General features: G+C 68.4%; 24 protein-coding genes. 6 read left to right on the forward strand and 18 right to left on the reverse strand.

Annotation, left to right across the window (positions count from 1 at the left end; genetic code table 11):
- Positions 1–181 precede the first annotated feature (181 nt).
- The 3 genes from IAI54_RS13790 to IAI54_RS13800 all read left to right on the forward strand — a co-directional run bounded on the left by IAI54_RS13790 (position 182) and on the right by IAI54_RS13800 (position 3,892).
- A complete protein-coding gene (locus IAI54_RS13790; RefSeq protein WP_187972886.1) occupies positions 182–2,614 on the forward strand; it encodes an FHA domain-containing protein in 2,433 nt (810 codons plus the stop codon).
- A gap of 86 nt (positions 2,615–2,700) precedes the next feature.
- The gene (locus IAI54_RS13795; RefSeq protein WP_187972887.1) at positions 2,701–3,363 is read left to right on the forward strand and encodes a hypothetical protein; all 663 of its coding nucleotides are present in this window, start codon (positions 2,701–2,703) and stop codon (positions 3,361–3,363) included.
- A 136-nt stretch (positions 3,364–3,499) separates the two neighbouring features.
- Positions 3,500–3,892, forward strand: a complete 393-nt coding sequence (locus IAI54_RS13800) for a type III secretion system chaperone (protein WP_187972888.1) — start codon at positions 3,500–3,502, stop codon at positions 3,890–3,892.
- A 37-nt stretch (positions 3,893–3,929) separates the two neighbouring features.
- Here IAI54_RS13800 and sctU read toward each other — a convergent pair whose 3' ends face one another.
- From sctU to sctI, 12 genes are all read right to left on the reverse strand, one after another.
- Positions 3,930–5,054 carry a type III secretion system export apparatus subunit SctU gene (gene sctU, locus IAI54_RS13805; RefSeq protein WP_187972889.1) on the reverse strand — a complete coding sequence of 375 codons (1,125 nt, stop codon included), beginning with the start codon at positions 5,052–5,054 and terminating at the stop codon, positions 3,930–3,932.
- A complete protein-coding gene (gene sctT, locus IAI54_RS13810) occupies positions 5,051–5,911 on the reverse strand; it encodes a type III secretion system export apparatus subunit SctT (protein WP_187972890.1) in 861 nt (286 codons plus the stop codon). Before sctT ends, sctU begins: the two co-directional genes overlap by 4 nt.
- A 6-nt stretch (positions 5,912–5,917) precedes the next feature.
- Positions 5,918–6,187: a type III secretion system export apparatus subunit SctS gene (gene sctS / locus IAI54_RS13815; RefSeq protein ID WP_187972891.1), complete on the reverse strand. Its 270-nt coding sequence runs from the start codon at positions 6,185–6,187 to the stop codon at positions 5,918–5,920.
- A 45-nt stretch (positions 6,188–6,232) separates the two neighbouring features.
- On the reverse strand, positions 6,233–6,874 hold the full coding sequence (gene sctR, locus IAI54_RS13820; RefSeq protein ID WP_187972892.1) for a type III secretion system export apparatus subunit SctR: 642 nt from the start codon (positions 6,872–6,874) through the stop codon (positions 6,233–6,235).
- Between the two features lie 82 nt (positions 6,875–6,956).
- Complete coding sequence (locus IAI54_RS13825; RefSeq protein ID WP_187972893.1) at positions 6,957–8,084, reverse strand: FliM/FliN family flagellar motor switch protein; 1,128 nt, start codon at positions 8,082–8,084, stop codon at positions 6,957–6,959.
- A complete protein-coding gene (locus IAI54_RS13830) occupies positions 8,081–8,890 on the reverse strand; it encodes a hypothetical protein (RefSeq protein WP_187972894.1) in 810 nt (269 codons plus the stop codon). The genes IAI54_RS13825 and IAI54_RS13830 overlap by 4 nt, the downstream gene beginning before the upstream one ends.
- Complete coding sequence (gene sctO / locus IAI54_RS13835) at positions 8,877–9,389, reverse strand: type III secretion system stalk subunit SctO (RefSeq protein WP_187972895.1); 513 nt, start codon at positions 9,387–9,389, stop codon at positions 8,877–8,879. The genes IAI54_RS13830 and sctO overlap by 14 nt, the downstream gene beginning before the upstream one ends.
- Positions 9,386–10,702 carry a type III secretion system ATPase SctN gene (gene sctN, locus IAI54_RS13840; protein WP_187973154.1) on the reverse strand — a complete coding sequence of 439 codons (1,317 nt, stop codon included), beginning with the start codon at positions 10,700–10,702 and terminating at the stop codon, positions 9,386–9,388. Before sctN ends, sctO begins: the two co-directional genes overlap by 4 nt.
- A gap of 68 nt (positions 10,703–10,770) precedes the next feature.
- The gene (locus IAI54_RS13845; protein ID WP_187972896.1) at positions 10,771–11,436 is read right to left on the reverse strand and encodes a hypothetical protein; all 666 of its coding nucleotides are present in this window, start codon (positions 11,434–11,436) and stop codon (positions 10,771–10,773) included.
- Positions 11,415–12,212, reverse strand: coding sequence for a hypothetical protein (locus IAI54_RS13850; protein WP_187972897.1), 798 nt, complete (start codon positions 12,210–12,212; stop codon positions 11,415–11,417). The genes IAI54_RS13845 and IAI54_RS13850 overlap by 22 nt, the downstream gene beginning before the upstream one ends.
- Positions 12,209–13,060 (reverse strand): type III secretion system inner membrane ring lipoprotein SctJ, encoded by an 852-nt coding sequence (gene sctJ / locus IAI54_RS13855; RefSeq protein WP_210321252.1) that lies wholly within the window; start codon positions 13,058–13,060, stop codon positions 12,209–12,211. Before sctJ ends, IAI54_RS13850 begins: the two co-directional genes overlap by 4 nt.
- Positions 13,061–13,086: 26 nt before the next feature.
- Complete coding sequence (sctI, locus tag IAI54_RS13860) at positions 13,087–13,530, reverse strand: type III secretion system inner rod subunit SctI (protein WP_187972899.1); 444 nt, start codon at positions 13,528–13,530, stop codon at positions 13,087–13,089.
- A gap of 288 nt (positions 13,531–13,818) precedes the next feature.
- Between sctI and IAI54_RS13865 the strand changes: the two genes are divergently transcribed.
- Positions 13,819–14,265 carry a type III secretion system chaperone gene (locus tag IAI54_RS13865; protein WP_187972900.1) on the forward strand — a complete coding sequence of 149 codons (447 nt, stop codon included), beginning with the start codon at positions 13,819–13,821 and terminating at the stop codon, positions 14,263–14,265.
- Positions 14,266–14,394: 129 nt separating this feature from the next.
- Positions 14,395–16,650, forward strand: coding sequence for a hypothetical protein (locus IAI54_RS13870; protein ID WP_187972901.1), 2,256 nt, complete (start codon positions 14,395–14,397; stop codon positions 16,648–16,650).
- A 265-nt stretch (positions 16,651–16,915) separates the two neighbouring features.
- Here the strand turns inward: IAI54_RS13870 and guaA are convergent, their stop codons facing one another.
- From guaA to IAI54_RS13900, 6 genes are all read right to left on the reverse strand, one after another.
- A complete protein-coding gene (gene guaA / locus IAI54_RS13875; protein ID WP_187972902.1) occupies positions 16,916–18,493 on the reverse strand; it encodes a glutamine-hydrolyzing GMP synthase in 1,578 nt (525 codons plus the stop codon).
- Between the two features lie 156 nt (positions 18,494–18,649).
- Positions 18,650–19,312: a 5'-methylthioadenosine/S-adenosylhomocysteine nucleosidase gene (locus tag IAI54_RS13880; RefSeq protein ID WP_187972903.1), complete on the reverse strand. Its 663-nt coding sequence runs from the start codon at positions 19,310–19,312 to the stop codon at positions 18,650–18,652.
- On the reverse strand, positions 19,309–19,767 hold the full coding sequence (locus IAI54_RS13885) for a PaaI family thioesterase (RefSeq protein WP_187972904.1): 459 nt from the start codon (positions 19,765–19,767) through the stop codon (positions 19,309–19,311). Before IAI54_RS13885 ends, IAI54_RS13880 begins: the two co-directional genes overlap by 4 nt.
- Before the next feature lie 59 nt (positions 19,768–19,826).
- Positions 19,827–20,306, reverse strand: a complete 480-nt coding sequence (locus tag IAI54_RS13890; protein ID WP_187972905.1) for a TspO/MBR family protein — start codon at positions 20,304–20,306, stop codon at positions 19,827–19,829.
- A 35-nt stretch (positions 20,307–20,341) separates the two neighbouring features.
- Positions 20,342–21,028 (reverse strand): cyclic nucleotide-binding domain-containing protein, encoded by a 687-nt coding sequence (locus tag IAI54_RS13895; RefSeq protein ID WP_187972906.1) that lies wholly within the window; start codon positions 21,026–21,028, stop codon positions 20,342–20,344.
- 22 nt (positions 21,029–21,050) lie between these two features.
- Positions 21,051–22,340 (reverse strand): RsmB/NOP family class I SAM-dependent RNA methyltransferase, encoded by a 1,290-nt coding sequence (locus tag IAI54_RS13900; RefSeq protein WP_187972907.1) that lies wholly within the window; start codon positions 22,338–22,340, stop codon positions 21,051–21,053.
- A gap of 154 nt (positions 22,341–22,494) precedes the next feature.
- On the opposite strand from IAI54_RS13900, the gene IAI54_RS13905 reads away from it, so the two are divergent.
- Positions 22,495–23,406 carry a hydrogen peroxide-inducible genes activator gene (locus IAI54_RS13905; RefSeq protein ID WP_187973155.1) on the forward strand — a complete coding sequence of 304 codons (912 nt, stop codon included), beginning with the start codon at positions 22,495–22,497 and terminating at the stop codon, positions 23,404–23,406.
- Positions 23,407–23,428 lie beyond the last annotated feature (22 nt).

Genomic DNA, 23,428 nt, shown 5'->3' on the forward strand with positions numbered 1-23,428 from the left:
GAAGGAACGTTTCACCCATGCCGTACGGATGCTGCAGACGTTCCCGTGTGCTTTCGGTCACAGTGCGAAGCCCACGGAGCCCTATGATCGTCGGTGGACACCGGAGAGACTGTCGGGCTTCCGCCGGGCGGCTGCGCCGGTATCGCCCGCGCCAGCCGTTCGGGCATCGTGGACTTGGTCGATGAGCAATCACGGACAGATCGTCATCCTGAAGATCCTGAACGGCGTGCAGAACGGCGTCGAGGTCGCGCTCGAAGATGGCGAGTACGTCATCGGGTCGGGAGCGGACGACGATCTGCAGATCACGGACGTCGCCCTCAAGCCCGCGCATGCCAGGCTGCGAATCGCCGGGGGCACGATCTCGATCGCGGCGGCCGCCGGCGCCGTGACGACCTCGACCGGTCTGGCGATCGACGCCGGCAGCGCGACCTGGCACGACATCGACCAGCTCGAGGTGGTCACGGTCGCGACGACACGGTTCGCCGTCGCCAAGGCCAGCGCGAACTGGAACCAGCTCCTGTCGTCCGCATCCGTGGACAAGCCCGCTGCCGCGGCGCCGCGGACCCCCGGAAAGGCAGAGAAAGGCGCCATCCGCTACGGCGTTCCGGTCGCCGTGCTCGTGCTGCTCCTCGTCTTCGGCGCGGTCGCGCTGTCGGGCGGCGGTTCGACGCTGTCGGGCCTCGTCTCGAAGTCCGGGCCGCCGGATGTCGAGGTGGTGCGCGCAGCGGTCGACCGTTTCCCCTTCGCCGCAGACGTCGTCGTGGAGGAAGAGGTCGACGGGACGATCAATGCGCGTGGCTACGTGGACACGCTCGTGGAGCGTCGGGCGATCAGCGAAGCCGTGCGCGAGACGGATGTTCCCGTCAGGCTTCGTCTCTGGGCGCGCGACGTCCTCGAGAACGAACTCTCGGCGCTGGTCGCCGCACGCGGCCTGCCCCTGACCGTGGCGATCGAGCGCGACGGCACCGTCATCCTGAAGGGCACGGTGCTCGAAAAGGAGAAGGTCGACGAGGTGTCGACGCTGATCGCCGAGCAGGTTGTGGGGGTCTCCGCCGTCCGCTCCGAGGTCCGCACCGCAGAGACTTTCCTCGAGGAAACGCTCGCGCTGGCGGCGCGGTCCAAGATCCTCGACGGCGTCCTGTTCCGGCTGACCTCCGCGCCCGGCGGAGGCCAGCTCATCGAGGCGACCGGCGCCGTCCGCAACGATCAGGTGGATGCCTGGCTCGGTTTCCTGAAGTCCTACGCGGCAGGAATCGCCCGATCGATGGCGCTGCGGTCCTACGTGGGGATCGAAGGCCGCACGGTCGTGATCGACGGCAGCGCGCCGCAGGAGCAGGCAGCCGCCGGCCCGGCCGACCGGACGCCGATCATTCTTGCGAGCGACGAACTCGCGGCCGGGACGCCTGGCCGGTCCATCCCGCTCGACCTCCTGCTCAGCAACCAGACCAGCTACGAGACGCTCGTCGACGCGGTCGCTCCGGGCGCCCGTGCCGAGCCGGAGACCGCCGACGCCGGGCAGGCGACGACGCCCGGGGGCGAGGCCGCGGCCCAGGACCCGCCTGGCGGGACGGCGGGAGAACAGGACGCTTCCGCTGCGGGAGCTCCGCCAACGACGCCCGACGCCTCCGCGGCGGCAGATGCCGCAGCCGGTCCCGACGACGGCGCCAGGCCGTCGCCCGGCGGCGAAGTCGGTGCCGCGGACGACCGGCCCGCCGCCGATACGCTCTCGCTCGACGTCGCCCTCAGGCGGGCAGGCGACCTGCGGCAGGTCGCGAGCGCGGCGCCGTCGGTTTCCATCCTCCCTGCCCCGGAACCGGTCGTGCGCGTGCCGGACGTGCTCGTCGACGGAGCCGATGCGGACGCACCGGCCGTATCCGCGGCCGATGCGACGCCACGCGACGACGCGCCGGTGACGACGCATTTCGATCAGGGTGAAACGCAGCAGGCGTTCCGGGAACTCAACGAGGCCACCGGCGCGATGCTCGAGATGAAGGACGAGGACCGCCTGAAGGAGGCGCTCGGCGATGAACGCGGCGCCGATCTCGAACAGGCGTTCCGCCGCATCAACATCCGTGTCTCCGAGGCCGCCGCCGCCCCGCTTCCAGCCGAACGTTCGATCGAGCTCGGCGACAAGGCCTGCTGGCCCGGCTCCCGTCTCTCCATCGAGATGCTGCCGACGCTGGTGTTCTGGCTCGACCTGCTCAGCGTCTCGAACCAGATCGCGATGAAGGATCTGGTCGATGCCAAGCGCGGGCTGGTGCTGGAGGCCGGACTTTCGCCGACGCGCGTGCGTGACTGCCTGATGCGCACCGGCAGCCCGGCGATGATGGCGCTCGCCGAGGACTCGATCTATCTCAACGAGGCGCGCCGAAACCCGAAGTTCATCCAGTTCCTGCTGCGCGAGGATGAAAGCTACGATCTCGCGATCGTGGGTGCCAAGACCAGCGGCGAGCGTTATCTGCAGGTCGAAGGCGGCGAGACGCTCGAGGAAGGCGCCTCGCCCTCCATCGAGAGCCGCATCTCGAGCATTGGCGAACTGGGCGTGCTGGTTCGCGTCCCGAAGGGCTACATGGCCCGCGTTTATCCCGATGGCATGCCATGGCACTTGAAGTAACCGGCGCAGGAAACGACACCGGCGAGCCCCCCGACGGGGACCTGTCCCGGGCGCGGCAGTCACCACAACCGAGGAACGGAATTCACATGCTTGCAGTCGTGGAGCCGATATCGAGGTCGCGGCTTGAGGACGGCGCGGGCGTGTGGGAGCGTGGCGCCCTGCCGCTTCGCGATAGCGACATCGAGCGAATCGGCCGTGCCGCGCTGACGAGCTTCTTCTGGACGCCGCTCGGTACCTGCGCGGCACCGATGGCCGACCTGATCGCCTCCCTGCAGCCGGAGGGTGGGGCAGGGTTCGGCCTGCCGATCGATCCGCTCGACGGTGATCAGCCGTCGACCGAACACATCTACGCCGGCGCATGCCGGCATTTCGGCCTCGGTCTTCGTCCCGCCGCAGCCTTCGGTTTCCTCACGTGCTACAGCGGCGGCAAGGCGCGACCGCCCGAACGGCCGCATCTGCCCTCGGTCTTCGGCCTCGCGGTCATCGCGGCGCACGAGAACCGGCCGGAGCTCGCGATCGAGCTCGGCTACTGGCTCATCGACCAGGGCTTCGACCACCCGCGCGTCTCGCTGCTGATCGGCACCTGCGCACTGAATGGCGGCGAGATCGCCGAAGCCCGCCGCGCCCTGACCACGGTGGCGAGGCGGGCGCGCGGCAATCCGAACTACCGGGAGGACCAGCACACCGCGCAGCGGCTCCTGATCGGCATCCAGTTCGGCGTCACGCCGAACGCGCCGGAACGCGAGTGACGGTTTCCGTGCAGAGAACGGGGTTCCGCACCGATCGCCACCGGGTCCGCGCTTCGACGGCCCTCGTCGCAGGAGCCCACCCGGCGTCCGCGCTGATCGCGCCGGCCCCGGGGCCGACCGAGCGGATGCGGCGGCCATGAGGGACGTTCGGCAGGCACTGGAGACGCTGAAGGATCTCACGGGCCTCCAGCAGCTGGCGTTCGACGCCGGAGGCCGGGCGGAGATCGTCGTCCAGGATTCCCTGTCCGTCTATCTGGTGAGGATCTCAGAGACGGTCATGGAAATCGCCGCGCATGTCGCAACCGACCGGCGACAGCCGACGGATGGCGGGCTGCGCGACCTTCTGCGCGCCAATGCGGATGCCGGCCTCGCGGACGCAAGATTCGCGCTGGACTCCGCGGGCGTCCCATTCCTCTGCCAGCGCGTCGACGTGGCGGCCCTGGAGCCAGACGATCTCGACCGAATCCTTCTCGACTTCATCAGACGGGTGACGCGGCTGCGCCAGGGAGGACCGGGCAAGGCTTCCTGACAATACGGTCGACCGTGCCGGCAGGCGCTGCTTCCGGCTATGGCGCGCGGTGGTCGCCCGCTTCCATGTCGATGACCCCGTGCGACAGCGGTCCGCGGTAGAGCACGTCGCGGTTGCTGGCCACCCAGGCCAGAATCTCGGCAACCACCTCGAAGGTCTCGTCGGGAATGTACTGGCCGGGCTCCGTGTCGGCGAAGAGATTGCGCGCGAGCGGCACGTTGCGGAAGATCGGAACGCCTTCTTCCTCCGCCGCGGCGCGGATAGCCACCGCATTGAGGTCGCGGCCCTTGGCCACCACCATCGGCAGGGGCATCGTGTCTTCGGAGAAGCGGATCGCCACCGCGAGATGCGTCGGGTTGATGACGACGGCCGTCGACTTGCGCGCCTGCCCGACCTGGTCGGACATGATCAGCTCGAAGGCGAACTGCTTGCGCTGCCCCTTCACGACGGGGTCGCCCTCGCTCTCCTTGTATTCCCGCTTGACCTCCTCCTTCGTCATCATCAGCCCCTTGATGAAGCTGTGCCTCTGGTAGGCGAAATCGGCCACCGCCACGATCACGAAGGCGAGGCCGCTCAGCGCGAAGGTCAGCATCAGCATGCTCACCGTCACCTGCAGCAGGCAGTTCATGCCGCAATAGACAGAGGTGATGAACGCGCCGATCGCCCGTTCCATGACGATGTAGAGAAGAATGCTCAGGAAGACGATCTTGATGATCGACTTGAGGATCTCGACGAGCTGCTTCATCGAGAAGATGCGCTTGAAGCCGCTGGCCGGCGAGACCTTGTCCAGCTTCGGCATCAGGTTCTCCAGCGAGAACACGGTGCCGAACTGGATGTAGTTGGCCGCGATGCCCATCAGGATGCAGACCCCGAGCACCGGCAGGTGGATGCCCGCGCCGATGTCGTAGATCACCGCCATCGAGGAGATCAGCGCCGTCTTGTCGCCGGAACCGGTCTGGGCTGCGAACATCGCGGCGAGGTCGAGCATCTGCACCAGACTGGCGTAGATCCACGATCCGAGCATCCATATGACGGCGATCACGCCGAACAGCGACAGCGTGGTGACCAGTTCCTGCGAACGTGCCACCTGGCCCTTCTGCCGCGCGTCGCGAAGCTTCTTGAGCGTCGGCTGTTCGGTCTTTTCGCCGGACGACTGGCTCACGGCCGCGGCTCCCCGTCCGAAGGTGGCGGCAGGCGGTCGACCGCGTCCGAGCCGAATTCCAGCATGGCGTAGAAGCGGTCGAGCAGCGACCGGAAGCTCTCCGATTCGCGGCCCGCCACGTCGAACATGGTCGAGAAGTAGAAGATCAGGATCAGGATCGCGATCGCGCTCTTGATCGGCATCGCCAGGATGAAGACCTGGATCTGCGGGGCGAAGCGGCTGACGATCGCCAGGCCGAACTCCGCCAGGAACATCAGGGCGATGATCGGTGCGGCGAGAACGAACATCAGCCGCATGCCGCTGTCCATCACCCCGAGGAAGAACGACGGCACCGCTTCCGAGACGATCGGCAGCCCGCGCGTCACCGGCCAGACCTGGAACGACGAATAGAGCAGGTCCACGACCAGCAGGAAGCCGCCGATGGCGAAGAAATAGGTCAGGAAGGCCTGGCTGAAGAGGTTGCCAAGCGGCGACGTCTCATGCCCCTGCAGCGGGTCGATCGAGGAGGCGATCGCCGCGCCGCGCTGGTTGTCGATGAAGGCGCCCGCCGCCTGCACCGCCCAGAACAGCCAGGCGATCAGGAAGCCGATCAGGAAGCCGACCGCGTACTCCTTGGCAAAGAGCGCCGCGAAGGTCGCCACGCCCGGGTCGAACCCCTGCGCGAAGGCCGCGTTCAGCGGCACGAGCGGCGCCACCAGCACCAGCACGGCCGCCGTCCGCGCCAGCCGCGGCACGGCCGAGGGCGACAGGATCTGCGAGGCCGCCAGGAAGGCGTAGGTCCGTCCCATGCTGAGCAGCAGCGACAGGAGCAGCGGCTTGTACTGCCCCAGAAGCTCCATGAGGACGGCCGTGTTCATGGCGGCTCAGCGCACCAGCTTGGGAAAGTCGTTGAAGATGCCTTCCGTGTAGTTCAGCATCTCCGAGCCCAGGATCCCGGCCATGGCCGAGATCGTGATCGCCACCGCGATGAGCTTGATGGCGAAAGGCAGCGTCTGCTCCTGGATCTGCGTCAGCGCCTGCAGCAGCGACACGACGATGCCGACGATCGACGCGACGATGATCGGCGGCATCGAGAGCAGCATGACGAGCATCATGCTCTGCGTCACGTAGTGAAGGGTGTCTTCAGCGCTCATGGCCGCGCCTCCCTGCTTGCCGGACGGACCCGGACCGAACCGCGTTCATGCATAGGACCCCACCAGGCCGAGGATCAGGCGCGACCAGCCGTCGACCATCACGAAGAGGAAGAGCTTGAAGGGCAGCGAGATGGTCAGCGGTGACACCATCATCATGCCCATGGCGAGCAGGATGTTCGAGACGATCAGGTCGATGGCGATGAAGGGCAGGTAGAGCAGGAACCCGATCTCGAACGCCTCGCGCAGCTGGCTGACGGTGAAGGCCGGCAGCACCACCGCCAGCGAGTCCGGCGTCAGGGTCGCGCGCACCTCCGGGGGCCAGAGCTGCGAGGCCGCCTCCAGGAAGAACGTCTTCTCGCGCATGTCGGCATGCTTGTTCAGGAACTCGATCAGCGGCCCCTTGGCGGCGTTGAAGGTGGTGGTGATGTTCGCCACCGAATCGAACCGGTAGTCGCCGTTCGAGAGGATCTGCAGGGTTTCGTAGAAGACCGGCGTCATGATGTAGCCGGACAGGATGATGGCGAGCGCGTTGAGCGCCGAGTTCGGTGGAATCTGCTGCACGCCGAGCGCGTTGCGCAAAAGCAGGAAGACCACCGACAGCTTGATGTAGGCGGTGGCCACGATCGCGATGAACGGAACCAGCGCCGCGATCGCGAGGATCAGGATGAGATTGAGCGGATCGATCATCTTCGGACCGGGTCAGTTTGCGCGGCTCCGCCGCCCTTTTCGGGAGCGCGGGTGCCTGGCGGCACCCCGCGCCTCGCTCTCGTCAGCTGCCGTCGCCACCGGCGTTCGACCAGGGTCCGATCGCCGAGAGCCGTACGGCGAACCGGTCGTCGATCCGCACGAGATCGCCGCGGGCCATCTGCCGGCCGCCGATCCGGACGGTCACCGGCAGGCCGGCCGCGACGTCGGCGAGACCGATGTCCACCAGCGCACCAGGGGTCCATGTGGCCAGCTGCCCGATCGGAACCTCCGACGTGGCGAGTTCGAAAGCCACCGCGACCGGCAGCCCGGCCGGATCCGGCATGGCCGTTTCGCCCGCCCGGCCGCCCGCGCCGCTCATTCCGTCCCTTGCACCCGAAGGGTTCTGGTCGCCGTCCATCCCGATCTCCGTGATCATCCAGCCGTCCTGCATGCGTTCGATGTGGAAGCGGCGGCGCATGGCGCAGAGCATGAGGCTCCGCCGAGGCGATCCGTCGAGCAGGATCGCGTCGCCTATCTCCAGGCTCGCGACCTCGCCGGCCGACAGCACCGCCTCGGCGAGCCGCACGGAGAACGGCACCCGCACCGCTTCCGCCAGCGGCGAGACCCGCGCCAGCGCCAGGATGCCATCGATCCCGCCCAGGCTCGCCAGTGCGCCGGGCGCACCGCAGAGCCGCAGCGCCACCTCCCCCGCGAACAAGCCGCCGATCCGGACCACGACGTCGATCGCACCGGCCGGCGGGACGTCCGTTGCGGCTTCGATCGCGGGTGGCTTCATTCCGGTCTTCGCCAGCCTGTCGGCCACAATCGCCAGCGCGCTTGCCTCGAGCGCCGTGCCGAGATGGGCGGGCAGGTCGTCGAGGTTTTCGGCCCGCAGGTCGGCCCCGTGACTTTCGAGGAACGGGAACGTCTGCAGCGATACGAGGACCGTGCGTCCACTGGTCGCGTCGAGCCATTTCAGCGCGTGGCGGAAGCGGCGGCCCGACGACGCAGGCTGGCGGCGGAACGCCACCGTCAGCCCGGCGACCCTCAGCTCGGTCCCCTCGGCAGAAACGAGCGCGTTCCACGTCTCGATCTGGCTTGCACGCAACGCCAGGCGCGGCAGGGCCGCCGCCGCCGGTGCGGCCGGCGCCTGGCCGGCGCCGATGCCGGTCCTCTGGGCACTTCCGGCGATGGTGGCGAGGTCGTTCATCGTCTTGAAAACAGCGCGCTGAGGCCGGTCGGCGCGGCGGCATCGGCCATCGTTTCGGACTCGTCTTCCCCGCCCGAGCCGACGGGAAGCCCCGACACTTCGATCGTCCGGCGCGGAAAGCGCGTCGCGAGCGTCGTCGCGAGCTGCCCGGCGAGCGTCGCGAGCGTCTCGCGATCCAGCATGTCCTCGGCGAAACGGAGATTGACGGACAGCACGTCGCCGTCGCCCTGCACGACGATCGATTTCAGCGCGAGCGCGGGATCGTCGAGCGTCACCGACAGGCGGAAGCCGCCGTCGCCCGAGCCGATCAGGTTCACCCGCAGCTGCGCGTCGATCTGGTCGCCGATCCTGCGCGCCAGGCTCTCGATGCGCTGGGCGAGATCCGCGGACGGCGACTGTGCCAGATCGGCGCTGCGGCCGCCGGACGCGGCACTCTCGGGACCGGCGCGCGCGAGCAGCACCGGCAGGCCGGCCTCTTCCTCGGCATTGCCGCGGTCGGATCGTCCGTTCCGCCGGCCCGCGTCGGTGATCGCGGCGCGTCCCTCGGAAGGGGCCTCTCCCGCTCCCGGCCGGGCGTCAGGCGCGCTGCGTGCCTCGTTCGCCCGCAGTGCCTGCGCAAAGGCCTTCTCGCGGCTCTGCAGATGGTCCCGCCCCTTCGCCGATCCCTCGCGGAAGGGCGTTCCGCCCGTGCCGAATCGGCCCGACAGATCGCGTCCCTTGCGGTTGTCCTCCCGTGCAGGCTCGTGGTCCGAAGGCCGGCCCTGCCGGTTCGGCGGCATCGGGTCGGTGCGTTCAATGCCTGCCATCGCGTTTCTCCTCTGCGACGATGCGGCTGCGGGGACGGGCGAACAGATCCTCGACTTCGGCTTCCTCCTTCGTGGTCGCCGCGAGCAGGATCTCGCGCGACAGGTCGGCGAGCAGGCCGTCATACTTCTCGCGGTCCATCTGCGCCGCGCGATAGGCCTCGGCGGCCTCGCGCGTCTGCTTGCGCAGCGCGACCAGCGCGTGCTCCGCACGGGCCTTGCGGTCGGCGATCTTCTGGTGGTCGGCCTCCAGCAGCTTGGCCCGGTGCTTGACCAGATCGATCTCGACGAGATCGATGGTCTTGCCGATCACCGCGCGATAGAGCGCGTCGATGCGGTCCGGCAGGGTCGCGGCACTTTCGGCCAGCTCCCGCGTCAGCCGCTCCACCTTCTGCTCGCCCTCCAGTTCGGCGCGGCGCGCCTTCTGCAGGTCTTCGAGCGCCTTCTGCTCCCGCAGCGACTTGACCTTCGCCAGCGTCCTGTATTGCCGCAGCGCGCTCATGAGGCCACCTTGCGCAGCCGCGCAACGGTCTCGGCGAAGGGCGTGCGCTCCGTCGTGCGCTGGCGCAGGAACTGCCGGATCTCCTCGACCTTGGCGATGGCGCGGTCGGCGCGCGGGTCGGAGCCGGGCTTGTACTCGCCGATCTTCACCAGAAGCTCCACCTCGTTGTAGGTGGCCATCAGCTCGTTGATCGCGCCGGCCGCCTGCAGGTGTTCGGGCGAGGTGACCTTGGTCATGACGCGGCTCTTGGAGGCGAGCACGTCGATGGCCGGATAATGGTTCTGCTGCGCCAGGCGCGCCGACAGGATGATATGACCGTCGAGGATCGAGCGGGTCTCGTCGGCCACCGGCTCGTTCATGTCGTCGCCCTCCACCAGCACCGTGTAGAGCGCCGTGATCGACCCGGTCTCGTTCATGCCCACCCGCTCCATGAGCTTGGGCAGGTTGGCGAAGACCGACGGGGGAAAACCGCGCCGCGTCGGCGGCTCGCCGGCGGCGAGGCCGATCTCGCGCAGCGCCCGGGCGAAGCGCGTCACCGAATCCATCAGGAAGAGCACCCGGCGCCCCTTGTCGCGGTGGAACTCGGCTATCGATGTCGCGACGAAGGCCGCCTTGGCGCGCTCCATCGACGACTTGTCGGACGTGGCGCAGACGACGACCGACTTCGCGAGACCATCCGGGCCGAGGTCGTGCTCGATGAACTCGCGCACTTCGCGGCCGCGCTCGCCGATCAGCGCGAGCACGGTCACGTCGACGTCGGCGCCCTTCACCAGCATGGACAGGAGCGTCGACTTGCCGCCGCCCGCCGCCGCGAAGATGCCCATGCGCTGGCCTTCGCCGCACGTGAGCAGCCCGTCGAGCGCCCGCACGCCGAGAGACAGCGGCGTGGTGATGACGCGCCGCTTCATCGGATCGGGCGGCAGCTGGTAGACCGGATAGTAGGTCTCGGGCTCGAACGGCCGGTCAGACCCGTCGATGAAGTTTCCGAGCCCGTCGATGACGCGGCCGAGCAGCCCGTCGCCCACCGCCACCGACTGCACGCGACCGGTGGGCCGGACCTCCGTGTGCGGCGCCACGCCTTGGGTCTCGCCGATCGGCGACAGCAGGGCCTCGTCGCCGAGGAAGCCGACGACTTCGGCCATCAGCTTGTGGCCGGTGGCGGGCGTGCGCAGTTCCACCAGTTCGCCCACCTGCACGCTCGGCGCGGAGGCATGGATGATGGTCCCGACCACCTTCCGCACCAGTCCCAGCAGCGGATAGGGCCGCAGTTCGCGCAGCCTCTCGCGCAGGATGCCGACCCGCTCGGCCGGCATCGCCCGGATCGCGCCGATCCGCCGCGCTTCTTCGGACGGCAGGTCCGCCACCGGTCGCACGAAGGCGTTCATGACGCGCCGCCGAAATGCGGAACGGCTTCCTCGGCGGCCGGGCGCACCGGGATCAGCACGCCGCGCAGGATGTCGGCCAGCGCGTCCACGGTCTCGTCGAGCGAACACTTCACGCGCCCGAGGCCCGAGGCCAGCACGACCGTGGGCGGCGACAGCGCCGGATCGCCCACCACGTCGATGAGTTCCACCTCGGGGAAATCCGCAAGCACCCCGGCGATCCGGGCCTGGACGGGCTCCAGGATCTGGCTCGGGACGAAAAGCTGGCATCGCCGCTCGCGCCGCATGCGCCCCAGCGCGGACCGCGTCAGCGAGATGGCCGCGTCGACCGGATCGACGTCCTGGATGATGGCGCGCGTGCAGGCCACCACCAGGTCGGTCAGGTCCCCGCGCGAGCGCTCGAGACTGGCGTCGAATTGCGCCTGCTCGCGCAGCAGGCGCTCGAAGCTCTGGCGCGCGGCGGCCGCGGTTCCTTCCGCATGGCCGCGCCGGCGCTCCTCCTCGCGCTGGATCTCCGCCTCCGCCAGGATTTCGCGGGCCCGGGCGTGCGCCGCCGCGACGATCGCGGACGCATCCTCGATCGCCTGCATGTCACGCCGCTTGATGACGCGGTTGCCCGATCCGAGAGCCAGCCGGATCTCCGCTAGTCGATAGACGTCGACCACGCCGGCACCTTTCGCTGGAGCAGGTTGAAGATCACCGCACATTGCGGTGCGGGGATGGACCGCGCCGCAGCGGCCGGCCCGCGCAGGCCGCCGGCGGGAAGCAGGTCCGCCAGACCGGCGCCGAAACGGGCGCGCAGCATCGCACCCGAGGTCTTGTCGGTGGCGTCGACGCAGGCATGCAGGATGCCCCAGGCCTGGCGCAGGATCGCCGGAAGCAGGGCGATCTCGCGCGACAGGCGAGGTCGGGACCAGGCGGCTGCGGCCTCCCCGTGCGCCTGCGCCGGCTCCTGCGGCGCGGCGAGCAGGCCGGGGTCCAGCGTGTCGTAGACCGACAGGGACGGCCAGAAGGTTTCGGCCTGCCGCGTGGCGGTGAGCAGCGCCTCCTCCCCGACATGCTCCGAGAGCATCATCCGGTCGGCCTTGCGGACCGCGTTGCCGATCGTCTTGCGGAACGTCGCGGCGGCCAGCTGCCGCACGCCAGCCCGCAGTTCCGACGCCGGGGCGATCGCGATCTGGAGCGCCAGCCGGACATCCTCCTTGGTCCGCAACCCGACGGCGAGGCTGTCGCCGGCCGCCAGGTCGTGCAGGCCGAGATCGGCCGCGAGGGCACGCGCCACGAGATCGCCGTTCGGGCCGTCGCGGAAGGGCTTCAGCCGGTCCGGGTCCCAGGGGGAAAGTCCCTGGAGATCGGAAGCCACCAGCGAAGCCGGATTGGTGATCGCCGCCGCGAGGCTGCACTGCAGCCGCACCGATCGGGGAATGCCGGGCGGCATCATGCATCCGCCTCCCTGGTCGATGCCGGCTTGCCCGACCGCATCCGGGCCACCATCAGCGCGACGTTGCCGACGATCGACAGCAGGAGGACGGCCGCGAACCCGCCGACCCACATCCAGAGCATGTCCATCGACGCGGCGGCCACCCGAACGCCCGGCAGCACGTCCCGCATCTCCGGGGCGTTGCGCGTACCCGGCATCAGCGGCACGTCCTGCGCCTCGACCAGCACCACCGCGACGTTGTCGAACGAGACGCCCTCGATCGAATTGGACACCAGCCGCCGGATCTGCGGCACGAGGAAATCGAGATCGACCTGCGGGCGCTGCTTGATGAAGACCGCGGCCGACGACGGTTTCACGTCCTGGCCGAACTCCGCCTTCTCGGGCAGCACGATGTGGACGCGCGCGGTCAGAACGCCGTCGATCTGCTGGATCGTCTTCGCCACGTCCTCGCCAAGGGCGTAGACGTAGCGGATGCGCTCCTCGAAGGGCGACGAAACGATGCCGGACTTCGCGAAGACCTGCCCCATGGAGGCGCCCTGGACGCGCGGCAGCCCGCTGTTCTTCAGGATCTCGAGCGACCGCAGGATGTCGTCCTTGCCCACGACGAGGGTGAAGACGCCCTCCCCCAGTGCCTTCTTGTCGGCGCTGACGTCGTTGGCCAGCAGCACGCCCAGCATCTCGTTGGCTTCGGTCTCCGTCAGGTTCGAATAGAGGTCGGCCTGGCATCCGGCGAGGAGGAACAGGAGCCCGGCGGCGGCGAGGCGGAACCCCTGCGGCAGGCGGCGGCGCTGCGAAAGCACCAGCGGCTGCGCGCGGCCCGGGACGTTGGCGTTTGTCTGGGAAAGCAACACGATCAGCCGATCCGAATCCTGTCTCACTGACCCTTCATGAGCGTGTCGAAGGACTGCGTGGCCTTGCCGGTCAGCTTCGACGTGACGTCGACCAGCATGCTGTACTGGACGACCTCGAGTTGCACGGCGATCAGCTCGGACCCCGTGCTCGCTTCGGCCAGCTGGCCGAGCCTGTTCTGCTGGGCGTCGAAGGCCTCGCGCAGGCGCGACAGGCCGCCGAGGATCGCATCGCCGGTCGCGCTGAGCGGCGCGGGAACGCGATCCAGCTCGAGCGTGCGAAGCGCATCTCCGCGCGATGCCTGGTCGGCCGGCTGGACGGCATCCGGCCGGGCGTCCCTGCTCTCCTGGAAGATCTGCTGGAAACGCTCGATCCGCGAGGCATCCGGCGCCGCCGTCGCACCCGCATCCGCCCCCACGCCCGACAGGTCCGAACCGCCCAGCTGGGCAAGTTGCGCTAACGGTTCCATGGCGATCCACCTTTCCCAATGCCTCGGCTTGCCGGCGCGGATCCCGGCCGGCGATCCGCCGCCGCCTGCCGGTTGCACCCCGGACAAGAGACCTACACGGGCGGGGTCGCCGATCGCTTATCAGACGACACAGCCCCCTCCCCGGCGGATGTCCTGCGGCCCTCGCGCAGAGGGCTGCCTTGGCCTGCCGGACGTGCCGGGCGGCACGGGTCGGACGTGCCGTCCATCACCGTCGCCCATGCGGGATCGCGTATCGTTCGTCTTCCATCCTTCAAGCCGGAGCCCACAATGGAACCCGTTGCGACTGCCCTCAGGGATCTCGGAGGACGCGTCGGCCTCCCCAACCTCCAGTTCGACCGCGAAGGCGACGCGACGCTGCAGTTCGACGGGGTGTTGCGGGTCAGCTTTCATCGGCTGGACCCGGAAACCCTCGAGATCTGGTCCCACGTGGAAGGGCTGGGACATGCCCGTGACGTCGCAATCCTACGCCGTGCCCTGGAAGCCAACCATCTCGGCGAGGCGACCGGCGGCGCACGCATCGCGCTGCAGCCGGGCGGCAGCCGCTTCGTGCTGTGCGAGAGGGTCGCCGTGGCGGGCCTGACCGCGGAAGCCTTCGAACGGCGCATCCTCGCCTTCGTCGGCCACCTCGCCTTCTGGCAGTCGGGCGCGCCGGACCGCCCCGCCGGCGACGTGGCCGAGGGACAGGACGGCGACAGCGTCCTCATCCGCGCGTGAGGGGATGTGGAAGAATGCCCGTTTCCGCGCAGCTTAAATCAAAGATCTCAGGGACTTCAGTGGGCATTCTTTCGCATCCTCGATTGAATCTTACGCTCTGAGCGGCACCACGAGACAAGGAGCAGGACGATGGCAAGCTACGAAGTCGCACCGAAGCAGTTCCAGCCTCGGAGGACCGAGGGAACCAGCCAGACGCCGATGTTCGGCGACATCCCGATCAAGCAGGTCGACGCCGAAAAGCCGAGCTCCACCAGACCCTTCGGCGAGGCGGCGCGGACCTTCTTCAAGGAACTCTGGCAGGACATCAAGAATCTGTTCACCCAGTCGACGGTCGAGCAGGTGCAGCCCATGCGGCCCCGCGCGTCGAAGTCGGAGATCGACTTCACGCGGGATCGCCTGTCCGGCCAGGATCTCGACCTGTTCATCGACGAGGACGGCTCCGATGCGGGGGACGACGTCCCGGAAACGCCGAAGCGGACGCTGTCGACGGCATCGGTCGGCACCGGCCTCCGCATCGACCTCGACGATCTGAAGGGGGAGACCGTCGTCGAGACCGAGGATCTGCGGTCGGAAAAGCAGAAGGCGACCGACCAGCGGCGCCTGGGCGAAGCCGTCAAGACCATGCTCAAGCCCTTCATCGACAGTCTCAGCGGGCCGCATTCGGACTTCGAACCCTCCGCGTACGGCAAGGAATTCCGCCAGGGTGGCAGCTATCTGCTGATCAAGGACGGGGCCGATCAGCTCGGGAAGGTGGGCGCAGGAGAGAACGCGCTGGTGGACAAGCAGGCATCCTTCCAACGGTCCGATTCGCACTCGTCGAGGCTTTCCGGCTTCGCCGGCCGGAACCTGCGCGGCGAGGCGAAGGTCATCAGCGATCTGGTGAAGGACGGGGGCGTCGCGGTCAACACGGGCGCCTTCGGCAAGGTGGAGGCGGGGGTCGTCGAAGAGGATCCGGTCAAGCGGCAGGAAGAGATCTCCCGGCTGGCGAAGAATTCCGTCGAGAGCGTCGACAGGGCGATGATCAGGGCCTTCGGCGAACCCGGCAACCCGCGGAGCGTGGAGACGGCGGCGGGTCGCTTCCCGCAGGAGCTGTGCGACCAGCTGGCCATCGAGTTCAGGGCCATCGACGACAGTTCCGCGCCCGAGGAGAAGAAGGCGGCGCTCAAGCTGAACGTCGCGCGCAACACCCTGTTCCTGCGCAGCCTCAACCCACTCATCGCGTCGGGCGACACGTCCCTCTCGCCGAGGCAGAGGCAAAGCGCGATCCAGTTGAGCAAAGGCATGCAGTCTCTGGTGAACGGCGTCGGTTTCGGCGGCGGCGACTTCCACCCTGAAATCAACACGCAGGGTGAGGGACTGAAGGAGAAGTGGGCGGAGGGCTTCCGCGAATTCGCGGAGGCCATCGTCAGGCGGGGCGATCCGAAGGCGGTCGAACAGGCGGTGTCGCTTGGTGGCGTGCTGGCTTTCGCGCGGCTCGAAAACGAGCGCAGGTCCATGGTCAAGGACCTCTTCCACGAGACGCATGTCGGCCCGAAGGTGCCTTTCGACGTCGACCGGCACGACGCGGACATGCTCGCCGGCGGTGCCTATGCCGGGGTCAAGCTCTACACCGAGGACCACGCCAGGAAATACCCGAACGAGAACACCTACCTTCGCAGCAACGACACGAACAGCCAGCTGATGAGCGGCATCTCGAAGACGCCCGAGATCGGTCGGATAGCCGTCTCGCTCGTCGGGGAGTGCAACGCCTACCGGAGCTTCTCGGTCACCGGCGGCGAGATCGACAATCTGGCCCGCGAGCACGGCGTCACGCCGAAGGAGGTGGCGAAGGGGCAGGTCGAATTCATCGACCACCTGATGGTCAAGGTCTTCGGAAACCCCGAGGATCCGGCGAGCGTGACGGACGCGGCGGGACGCTACCCGCAGGTGCTCTGCGATCACCTCGCCATCCAGTTCAAGGCCATCGACGACAGCGACGCACCGGTCGAACGCAAGGCAGAGATGAAGTTCTCGGCGGCGACGAACCTCCTGGTCCTGCGCAGCCTCGCCCCTCAGCTGGTGGTGACCAAGGGGACCGACAGGTCGGTGGACACGACCGTCCTGCAGGTATCCAAGGCCATGCAGTCGCTGGCCAATGGTGTCGGTCTGCCACAGGGCAAGGGCGGCGCGCGCGAGATCCATCCCGACCTGGTGAACGAGGGAGCCTATCTGAAGGACCGCTGGAAGGAGGGAATGACGCTGTTCACCGACGCGATCCTCGCGAGGGCCGATCCCGTCACGGTCGGCGAGGGCGTCAAGACCGGTACTGAACTGCTCCGGCGCCGCGAGACGATGCTGGAGGACGTCGTCAAGCTGAAGCCGTACGAGAAGTCCGTCATCCTGTGAGTCGGGCCGCCCGCCCCTCGCGGGCCCCGACGCCCCGGATCGGTCGGGGCGGCGCAGCCGAGGGTCGGTTGCGCGGAAAGCCCTTGGCCGCTCCGTCTTCGCCGACACCGGACGGCCGCATTGGGGGCGAAGCCCCTCAGCGAGGCCGCCCAACGCCATCCATGCCCACCGATAGACATCGATAGGCACAGGATGATTTTATTTTGCTTTCAGTGCGTTAGATCGTATCGCAGCGTAAATTCGGCGATGTTCGGATGGGTCTGAATCATTCCCACTCGATGGTCCCCGGCGGCTTGCTCGTCACGTCGTAGACGACCCGGTTGACGCCCTTGACCTCGTTGATGATGCGGGTTGCGGCGCGGCCGAGGAAATTCATGTCGAAGGGGAAGAAGTCGGCGGTCATGCCGTCGACCGACGTCACCGCGCGCAACGCCAGCACGCGGTCGTAGGTGCGGCCGTCGCCCATGACGCCGACCGTCTGGACCGGGAGCAGCACCGAGAAAGCCTGCCAGATCTTGTCGTAGAGGCCAGCCTTGCGGATCTCTTCGATATAGATGGCGTCTGCCTTGCGCAGGATATCGAGCTTTTCGCGCGTCACACCGCCCGGCAGGCGGATCGCCAGACCCGGACCCGGGAAGGGATGGCGGCCGATGAAGCTTTCGGGAAGGCCGAGCTCGCGGCCGAGCGCCCGCACCTCGTCCTTGAACAGTTCGCGCAGCGGCTCCACCAGCGTCATGTTCATGCGCGCGGGCAGGCCGCCGACATTGTGGTGGCTCTTGATGGTGACCGACGGCCCGCCCGAGAAGGAGACGCTCTCGATCACGTCGGGATAGAGCGTGCCCTGGGCGAGGAAGGTCGGCGCGCCGCGCCCGTCCTCGGCGATCTTCTTCGCCTGTTCCTCGAACACCTCGATGAACAGGCGCCCGATCGTCTTGCGCTTGGTCTCGGGATCGGCCTCGCCCTCGAGCTGGCCGATGAACAGGTCGGAGGCGTCGACATGGACGAGCGGGATGTTGAAGTGGTCGCGGAACATGCCGACCACCTGCTCGCTCTCGCCCAGCCGCATCAGGCCGTGGTCGACATAGACGCAGGTCAGCTGGTCGCCGACTGCCTCGTGGATCAGCACCGCCGCGACGGAGGAGTCGACGCCGCCCGACAGCGCGCAGAGCACGCGGCCGGAACCGACCTGGTCGCGTATCTTCTGCACCATCTCGGCGCGGTAGGCGGACATGGTCCAGTCCGATTTCAGCCCGACGATACGGTGCACGAAGTTGGCGAGCAGCTTACCCCCGTCGGGCGTGTGCACGACCTCGGGATGGAACATCGTGGTGTAGTAGCGCCGCGCCTCGTCCACGCAGATCGCGAAGGGCGCGTTCTCGGAGGTTCCGATGATCTCGAAGCCCTTGGGCGCCCGGGTGACGCGGTCGCCATGGCTCATCCAGACCGGATAGCGCCCGCCCACCTCCCAGACGCCGTCGAACAGCGGCGAGGCCTTCAGGATCTCGACGTCGGCGCGGCCGAATTCCGCCGCGTGCCCGCCCTCGACCGTGCCGCCGAGCTGTTCCGCCATGGTCTGCTGGCCGTAGCAGATGGCGAGGATGGGCACGCCCGCCTCGAACACCGCCTGCGGCGCGCGCGGCGATCCCTCACGGGTCACCGAGTCCGGCCCGCCGGAGAAGATGACCCCCTTCGGCGCGAGCCTGTCGAAGCCTTCCTGCGCCTTCTGGAACGGCCAGATCTCGCAGTAGACACCGGTTTCGCGAACGCGCCGGGCGATCAGCTGCGTCACCTGACTGCCGAAATCGATGATGAGGATGCTGTCGGGATGGGGGATCGTGCTCATGGCGAGCCACTAGACGATCAGAGCGTTTCCAGCAATCCCACGTGCCGCGTGGCCGCGAATTTTGCCACCAGCCGTGCATCCGCCGTCACCAGCGGACAGCCTTCCTGTCTGGCGAGCGCGACGTGGAGGCAATCGTGCCGCGGCAACGCGGGCGCTCTACCCGCTCGCCTCCACGATGAGTCCGGCGGCGATCGCCACTTCCAGCCGGTCCACCACCGCTGCAAGCTTCTCGTCGATGACGTGCAGATACTCGGTCCAGTCGCCGACATGGCGCAGATCGGCCGCGCCGTCTGAGATGCCGCGCAGCGCGATCAGCGGCACGTCGAAGCGCTGGCAGGCGCGCAGGACCGCGAAGGTCTCCATGTCGACCATGTCCTCGGCGATCGCGTCGTAGGCGGTGCCGGAGACGATGTTCGCACCCGTCGACAGCGTCGCCTGCGGCACACCGGCGATCCGCAGCGGCAGCGGCACGACGGCCGGCAGGTCGAGGAAGGGGGTGGCGCCGCGGGCGAAACCAAGCGGGGAGGCATCCATGTCGCGATAGCCGACGGAGACGGCCTGGTAGACCTCGGTCTGCTCCAGCACGCGGCTGCCGGCCGACCCGAGCGAGACGACGAGATCCGGCGCCCGGTCGGTGCGCTCGATCAGCGCCAGGGCGCGGGTGACCTCGACCGCCGCCTCGACGGGACCGACACCCGTCATGAGCGGCTGGAACCTCGCCTGCAGATGCGGCCCGTATTCGGCGGCGGCCGCCATTACGTAGAGGATGCGGCGGCCGGCGACGTCCTTGAAGGGCGGAGGGCCGGACGGCGCGCTCATCCGGCGATGCCCTCGCGGCCCGTCACCACCATCATCGTGCCGGTCATGGTCGCGACGAGCTTGGCTTCGCCACTCGCGCTGAAGGCATAGGCCTGGCCGTCCGCAACGATGATCGTGCGGCCAGGCTTCGTGACCGAGCCCCTGAACAGGAAGCGCTCGCCCCTGCCGGGCGCCAGCATGTTCACCTTGAACTCGATGGTGAGGACGGCCGCATCCGCCGGCATCAGCGAGAAGGCCGCATATCCGCAGGCCGAATCCAGCGCGGTTGAGATGATGCCGGCATGCAGGAACCCGTGCTGCTGGGTCAGCGGCTCGGAAAACGGCATCTCGATCTCGACCATGCCGGGGGTGACCTGCGTCAGCACGGCGCCGATGGTCTTCATCACCGCCTGGCGGTCGAAACTCGACCGCACACGGCGTTCGTAGTCGGTGGGTTCGTCGGTGATGTCGGGCATGGGCTGGTCCTCGGTGCGGGACCGTTATCGCAAGGCGGTCCCGCGGTGGCAATGCATCGCTATTGCACTGCAACCGGCGATCCGTTGAGCCAAAGGATCGACCCGTTGAGCAGCCCGGCGAAGCAGACCCAGGCGAGGTAGGGGACGAAGAGCAGGGCGGCCGGCCGGTCGTGCCGCCACGACGCCGCGATGAAGGCAGCGACCGCGACGGCCATTCCCGTGACGACGACCATCGCTCCGCCGATCGAATGCAGCGTGAAGAAGGCCGGCGACCAGAGGAAATTGAGGACGAGCTGTCCCCACCACAAGGTCATCGCCGCGCCGCGCCGGTCGCGAAGCCAGGTCCGCGCGCCGGCCACCGCGATCGCGACGTAGAGGATCGTCCAGACCGGCCCGAAGATCCAGTTCGGCGGGTTGAACGGCGGCTTGGCCAGGGAGGCATACCAACCGTCGGGCGTGTTGGTGGCGCCGATCAGGAGCCCTCCGCCGACGACGAGCACGAGGAAGGCGATGTGGGTCGCCAGTCTGCGGCGGTTCATGAAGGGTCTCCGGTTTCGCGGCCTGTCGCCCGCCCTCAGGCGGACGCGTGCCGGGTTTCGTTCATCCGGTCCAGCTTGCCGACGAGGTTCCGGTTGAAGCTCAGCTCCAACGCCTGACGGATCGGCGGGTTGCGCTGCAGCAGCGCCCGCAGTTCGGCCGGATCGTAGACGCAGCAGCGGATCTCGTTGGCGACGCGCACCGTGGCCGAGGCCGGCTTGCCGGAGAGGAAGCTCATCTCGCCGAGGAAGTCGCCCGGTCCGCAGACCCCGATCAGCCGATCACTCTTTTCGACGCTGGCCGCGCCGCGGGCGATGAAGACCAGCTGCGGCGCCTCCTGCCCCTCCTCGATCAGCACCTCGCCCGGCGCCTTCGTCTCCCATCGGCCGAGCTTCAGCATGCGGGTGCGCAGATTGCCTTCCAGCGACGGCAGGACCGTGTCGATGAACAGCTTCTCGTCGTCGCTCACGCGGCGGCTGCGGTTGGCGAGGAGCACCAGCGCGAGCTGGATCGCGTTCACGGTGGTGAAGATGAATTCCCAGGTGGCGCTGATCAGGTCCGAGACCAGGAACCCGTAGTAGATCACCCCGGTGATGCCCGACGCGATGGCGAAGATGCGCAGCCAGCGCATGCTGCTCATCGAGACCGAGAGGATGACGAGGATGTAGTTTATGTGGCCGACGAACTTGCTCGGATCCGTGAACTGTTCGAGGAACTCGTCCATTGGGGCGCCCTGGGAGGAAGCATCAATCGCGGCGGACCATCACGCCGACGTAGAATCCATCGGTACCGCTGCGCGCGGGCGAAAGCGAGATGCCGCCCGCGGGGTCGATGCGCGCCGAGCCGCCCTCGCCCGGGAAGCAGGTCTCGAACAGCGCGACATGGTCCACCGGCGTGAAGGCGGCGTTCGAGGCGAGAAAGCGCTGCAGGCGCTCCGCATTCTCCAGTGGGAACAGCGAGCAGGTGACGTAGACGAGCCGGCCGCCCGGCCTCACGAACCGGCTGGCCGCGGCGAGGATCCCGTCCTGCTCGGCCATCCGCACCTCGAGCTGGCGCTCGGTCAGCCGCCATTTCGCATCGGGCCGGCGGCGCCACGTGCCCGAGCCGGTGCAGGGAGCATCGACGAGGACGAGGTCCATCCGCCCTTCGAGCGCCGCGAGTTCGTCCGCGCGCGACATCACCTGCACGTTGCGCGTCTCGGAACGGCGCAGGCGGTCGAAGATCGGTGCGAGCCGCTGCTTCTCGGAATCATGGGCGAAGAGCTGGCCGCGATTGTCCATGTCGGCCGACAGCGCCAGGGTCTTCCCGCCGGCTCCGGCACAGTAGTCGAGCACCTGCATGCCGGGTTCGGCGCCCGCCAGCCGGGCGGCGACCTGCGACCCCTCGTCCTGCACCTCCATCCAGCCCTTCGCGAAGGCCGGCTCCGCCTGGACGTTCGGGTGGCGTCCGCTGCCTTCTATCGGCGGAATGCGGATGCCGTGCGGCGCCAGCCGCGTCGGTGCGGCCTTCATCCCGGCGAGTTCGCGCAGGATGCGCTCGCGATCGGCACGCAGCGTGTTGACCCGCAGATCGAGCGGCGGACGGTCCGAGAGGGCCCTGCTCTCCTCCACCCAGTCGGCGCCGAAGGCTTGCCGGAGCAGCGGCGCGCACCAGTCCGGAACGTCCGCGCGTACGGCGTCGGGGGCAGCGTCCAGCGGATTGGCCGCGATGGCGGCGAGTTCCGACTCGTCCAGCGGCGCCGGCGCGAAGCGGTCGCCCTCGAGCGAGGCGTTCAGCCCGGCCGCGGTCTCGCCCCATTCCAGGAGCAGCGCGCCGAAGGCCAGCGCCCGCGGCGTGTCCGCGCCGAGCAGATGGGCAGCCGAGCGGCGGCGGCGAAGCGCGTCGTACACGATGTTGCCGATGGCGCCGCGATCACCTGCACCCGCGAAGCGGTGCGACAGACCCCAGTCCTTCAGCGCGTCGGCCGCGGGCCTGTGGCGTGTCTGGATGTCCGCGAGAACCTCGATGGCCGCAGCCAGTCGTCCGCCTGTGCGCATGTCCGGTCTTCCCCGTTGTCGGCTACCCGATCGACGGACTGGTAGCCCCTCCCGTCGCCGGCGGCAAGCAGCATCGCATCCCATCATGAGGCCTCTCGCGGCGCCCACGATAAGGCCGATTTGCGCCATCGCTGTTTCGTGATAGCCAATGCTTATGATCCGCCTTTCCGTTCGCCAGATGGAGTATTTCGACGCGCTTGCCGAGACCCTCCATTTCGGGCGGGCGGCCGAACTCGTCGGCGTGTCGCAGCCGGCGCTGTCGTCGCAGATCGCGGAGATGGAGGAGAAGCTCGACTGCAAGCTGTTCGAGCGCAGCCGCAGCGGCATCCGCATCACAGAGGAGGCGCGGCAGCTGCGCCCCCGCATCGAGCGGATCCTGGCCGACATTCGCGACGTGGAGGCGATCGCCCGGCGCGGCCGGCGGCCGATGGAAGGCCGCTTCCGGCTGGGCATGATCCCGACCGTCGCCCCCTACCTGCTGCCGGCGGTCCTGCCGCTCGCGAGGCGCAGTTATCCCGACCTCCAGCTCGAGCTGCGCGAGGCCGTGACCGGTACCCTCGTCGAGGAGACCCTGTCGGGACGGCTCGACGCCTTCGTCGCCGCATTGCCGATCGAGGAGCCCGGCCTCGTGGCCGAACCGCTGTTCGAGGACCGGTTCTATCTCGCCGTGCCGCGCGACGATCCCGAATTCCACTCCCCGCCGGTTCCGCCCGAGAGCCCGGCGCTGGAACGGCTCATGCTGCTGGAGGAAGGCCATTGCCTGCGCGACCAGGCGCTCGCGGTCTGCCGCTCCGTCCGCCCTCTCGCGCTTTCGAGCTACGGCGCGACCAGCCTGACGACCCTGCTGCAGATGGTCTCGCACGGGCTCGGCCTGACGCTGATCCCCGAGATCGCGCTGCAGACGGTCACCGCGATGCGCGACATGAAGGTCGTGCCCTTCGCCGATCCGCAGCCCTCCCGCCGCATCTGTCTCGTCTGGCGTCGCAACGGTCCGCGACCCGAGGAATACCGCACCATCGGCCGCCTCATCGCCGATGCCCATGGCCTGGAAGCGGCCTCCGGGTGACCGTCCTCCTGCCCGGTTCGTC

It is taken from the genome of Aquibium microcysteis (assembly GCF_014495845.1).
Lineage (GTDB): Bacteria > Pseudomonadota > Alphaproteobacteria > Rhizobiales > Rhizobiaceae > Aquibium > Aquibium microcysteis.

Coding starts and splice junctions, on each gene's coding strand:
- sctR (WP_187972892.1), bottom strand. CDS start 6,874: ATGATCGATCCGCTCAATCTCATCCTGATCCTCGCGATCGCGGCGCTG.
- sctN (WP_187973154.1), bottom strand. CDS start 10,702: ATGCCGGCCGAGCGGGTCGGCATCCTGCGCGAGAGGCTGCGCGAACTG.
- IAI54_RS13870 (WP_187972901.1), top strand. CDS start 14,395: ATGGCAAGCTACGAAGTCGCACCGAAGCAGTTCCAGCCTCGGAGGACC.
- IAI54_RS13900 (WP_187972907.1), bottom strand. CDS start 22,340: ATGCGCACAGGCGGACGACTGGCTGCGGCCATCGAGGTTCTCGCGGAC.
- IAI54_RS13825 (WP_187972893.1), bottom strand. CDS start 8,084: ATGAACGACCTCGCCACCATCGCCGGAAGTGCCCAGAGGACCGGCATC.
- sctI (WP_187972899.1), bottom strand. CDS start 13,530: ATGGAACCGTTAGCGCAACTTGCCCAGCTGGGCGGTTCGGACCTGTCG.
- IAI54_RS13880 (WP_187972903.1), bottom strand. CDS start 19,312: ATGAGCGCGCCGTCCGGCCCTCCGCCCTTCAAGGACGTCGCCGGCCGC.
- IAI54_RS13890 (WP_187972905.1), bottom strand. CDS start 20,306: ATGAACCGCCGCAGACTGGCGACCCACATCGCCTTCCTCGTGCTCGTC.
- sctS (WP_187972891.1), bottom strand. CDS start 6,187: ATGAGCGCTGAAGACACCCTTCACTACGTGACGCAGAGCATGATGCTC.
- IAI54_RS13865 (WP_187972900.1), top strand. CDS start 13,819: ATGGAACCCGTTGCGACTGCCCTCAGGGATCTCGGAGGACGCGTCGGC.
- IAI54_RS13830 (WP_187972894.1), bottom strand. CDS start 8,890: ATGGCAGGCATTGAACGCACCGACCCGATGCCGCCGAACCGGCAGGGC.
- IAI54_RS13905 (WP_187973155.1), top strand. CDS start 22,495: ATGATCCGCCTTTCCGTTCGCCAGATGGAGTATTTCGACGCGCTTGCC.
- sctT (WP_187972890.1), bottom strand. CDS start 5,911: ATGAACACGGCCGTCCTCATGGAGCTTCTGGGGCAGTACAAGCCGCTG.
- IAI54_RS13795 (WP_187972887.1), top strand. CDS start 2,701: ATGCTTGCAGTCGTGGAGCCGATATCGAGGTCGCGGCTTGAGGACGGC.
- IAI54_RS13800 (WP_187972888.1), top strand. CDS start 3,500: ATGAGGGACGTTCGGCAGGCACTGGAGACGCTGAAGGATCTCACGGGC.
- IAI54_RS13850 (WP_187972897.1), bottom strand. CDS start 12,212: ATGATGCCGCCCGGCATTCCCCGATCGGTGCGGCTGCAGTGCAGCCTC.
- sctO (WP_187972895.1), bottom strand. CDS start 9,389: ATGAGCGCGCTGCGGCAATACAGGACGCTGGCGAAGGTCAAGTCGCTG.
- IAI54_RS13790 (WP_187972886.1), top strand. CDS start 182: ATGAGCAATCACGGACAGATCGTCATCCTGAAGATCCTGAACGGCGTG.
- guaA (WP_187972902.1), bottom strand. CDS start 18,493: ATGAGCACGATCCCCCATCCCGACAGCATCCTCATCATCGATTTCGGC.
- IAI54_RS13895 (WP_187972906.1), bottom strand. CDS start 21,028: ATGGACGAGTTCCTCGAACAGTTCACGGATCCGAGCAAGTTCGTCGGC.
- IAI54_RS13885 (WP_187972904.1), bottom strand. CDS start 19,767: ATGCCCGACATCACCGACGAACCCACCGACTACGAACGCCGTGTGCGG.